1 protein-coding gene and 1 pseudogene are annotated in these 2,955 nt (G+C 38.2%); one reads left to right on the top strand and one right to left on the bottom strand.

Going from position 1 to position 2,955, the window contains the following annotated elements:
• Positions 1 to 424, bottom strand: a pseudogene (locus FTU36_RS16470) (IS4 family transposase); the annotation flags it as partial.
• Positions 425 to 807: 383 nt separating this feature from the next.
• On the opposite strand from FTU36_RS16470, the gene FTU36_RS16465 reads away from it, so the two are divergent.
• Positions 808 to 2,427 (top strand): oleate hydratase, encoded by a 1,620-nt coding sequence (locus FTU36_RS16465; protein WP_004883953.1) that lies wholly within the window; start codon positions 808 to 810, stop codon positions 2,425 to 2,427.
• The last annotated feature ends 528 nt before the right edge of the window (positions 2,428 to 2,955 follow it).

Raw genomic sequence — 2,955 nt, 5'->3', positions numbered from 1 at the left:
TTGAATCAAAGCAATACGCTCTTTTGTATCTGAATTTCCACGTTTATTGAGCAATGTCCAAACAATAGGTATCGCTATTCCACGATAGACGATGGCTAACATCAAGATATTAATATCTCGTTTTCCCTATTTCCAATTAGTTCTATCCAAAGTTAATTGGACTTTATCGAATGAAAATATATTGAAAATTAACTGAGAAATTTGACGATAATCGAAATACTGATCTGCAAAGAAGCGTTGTTGTATACGTCGATAAAATGATTGTGGTAAGCACTTGATGGGTAAGGCTTTAGATGCAGAAGAAAGATTACATGTCTGTTTTTACAATTAATGCAAACATAATCAGTGTAAAACATTTTGCATGTGACTTGTTCCACTTTAGATATTTGTTTAAGATGAGATGTAACTCATTGAAATGTGTCATCATATTCGTCGTCAGAAAACAAGTACTATGCCATTATTTCAATGAGTTATCTTTTTTTGTCGTGTACAAAGATATTTTTTAATGATAAATAAAAAGCCTATTTTTAAAGAAATTTAGCATACGGCATAGTGAAAACAACAATAGAGCAATTACTCAACAATAAACATTAACATCAATTATTTAGATCATATTCAATTTTAATAAAAAGACAAATGTGTATTAAAAATAGCCATCATACGTCTATTTTTGATTACAAAATATAATGAGGGGATTGCTTCCCATTTCATACATTTTTCATATATAAAAAGACATACTATTTTTAAGGTTTTTCTAAACCAATTTTTTTACTTCATAATTTTTAACATCATAATTAAAGGTGAACCATGCAAAATAAGAAGCGCACCCCATTAGACGCGCAACAGTCCCATCTTTGGATTATTGGTGGTGGTATCGCAGGTATGGCTGCTGCTGCATTTGCAATCCGTGATGCCAAAGTCCCTGCCAAAAATATCCATATTTTAGAAGAACTCGATATTTCAGGTGGTTCGATGGATGGTGGACATACACCGCATGCCGCGCAAGCTTGGGTAACACGTGGTGGGCGAATGCTGACCGATGAAACTTATTTGTGCCTATGGGACTTATTTTCCAGTATTCCATCTTTGGAAAATCCAGACATTTCGGTGCGTGAAGAATGTCGTGAGTTTAATGAAAAAGTGAAAACCCACGCCAATGCACGGTTGATTGATGCCGAACATGTCATTGCGGATGCAGCAAAGCTTGGTCTGAATACGCTACATCGTGCACAGATGCTGCGCCTATTAGCTTCAAAAGAAGAAAAAATTGGCAGTCGCCGCATTGATGAGTTTTTTGATGAAACCTTTTTTGAAACCAATTTCTGGCGCATGTGGCGCACGACTTTCGCTTTTCAAAAATGGCACAGTGCAGCGGAGTTAAGACGCTATTTCTTGCGTTTTATTCAAGAATTGCCACGCATTCATACCTTAGCGGGTGTGAAACGTACCAAGTACAACCAATATGACTCGATGATTCTGCCCCTACAGCGTTGGTTAGTCGCACAAGGCGTCGATGTGCGTTTTGGACACTATGTCACAGATGCAGACTTCATTACCAATGCTGAAACTCAAGAACGCTACGCTTCACGCCTATATGTACAATTGCCTGAAGGCTCAGAGCAAATTAATCTGAAAGCCAATGATTTAGCTATTTTCACTTTAGGCTCTATTACAGCAGACTCACGTTATGGCGGTAATCATGACGTGCCTGCCCTTATTCGTCATCGAGAAGATCATGGCTGGACGCTTTGGGAAACGCTGGCACAAAAAGCCCCAGACTTTGGCCGTCCAATGACTTTTTATGGCAATGTCGATGAACATAAGTGGGAGTCTTTCACTCTGACCATGAAAGATGACGTGCTACTTAAACGTATTATTGACTATACAGGCAATGAACCAGGCACAGGCGCACTCATGACTTGGTATGAGTCGGGTTGGCATTTATCCATCGTGGTTCCTGCACAGCCACACTTTGCCGACTTACCTGAAGGTTTATATACCTTATGGGGCTACGGTTTCCAAATTGACCATATAGGCGATTACATCAAAAAACCAATGTCCGAAGCCACGGGGCAAGAAATCCTAACAGAACTGATTAAACAGCTCGGTTTTGACGACATTTTAGATCATGTTTTGGCAACGACTGATGTTACTACCGCCATGATGCCATACGCCTCTGCCCTATTCGCCTGCCGTAAACCGGGGGATCGTCCACAGGTAATTCCACAAGGCTCACAAAACTTTGCTTTCCTTGGACAGTTTGTGGAAATTGAAGATGACGTGGTCTTTACTGTGGAATATTCAGTTCGTGGGGCGATGCTTGCCATTTATGAATTTTTTGGGGTGGAACGTGAAATCCCTGAAATTTACAACGGTCTACTTGATCCCAAAGTGGGTTTAAAAGCTTTAGAAACAGTGTTCCACTAAGTTTTTAATATATAGCGATAAGAGCACCTTTATGTCGCCACTATTACATAGTTTAATTTAAGCAACGTTTGGATACACGAGTGTGGCAGGGATGCCACACGTTATCCATCATAATAGGGATGTTATGTATGGATAACAAAGGCTTTTGCTTTCTTTTGGCTTATCAAAAGTAAGGGTATTGCCTACACAAACACCTTTTATACTTTATTGAAAGTTGAGGCCGTGTACGCACCTAATTTTAAATTGGATAAAAAGAAAAATTAGATAAAACTTTATACCTCATTCGTAAATAAATTGACTAATCAACATAGGAAAAACATCTCCACGTTTTAAATAATACTCCGAAACTGACTAAGTGCTTTTCTATCTTTTTCTCATGATTTTAGATTTCATAAAAATTACCTCTGTACACGACAAATTTCATAGGATCCTTGTCCTATCAGGCTTTTTCTTTCTTAAAATTGCTAGCACTTTCTTAAATTCTTCTTTTTTTCCAAAACCAATCAAACGTAGAATAGCCATTTGAAC

The sequence above is a fragment of the Acinetobacter sp. YH12096 genome (assembly GCF_013419215.1).
Classification (GTDB): domain Bacteria; phylum Pseudomonadota; class Gammaproteobacteria; order Pseudomonadales; family Moraxellaceae; genus Acinetobacter; species Acinetobacter amyesii.
Note: the sequence above shows the minus strand (reverse complement) of the source record. Positions and strands in the feature narration are given on the sequence as shown.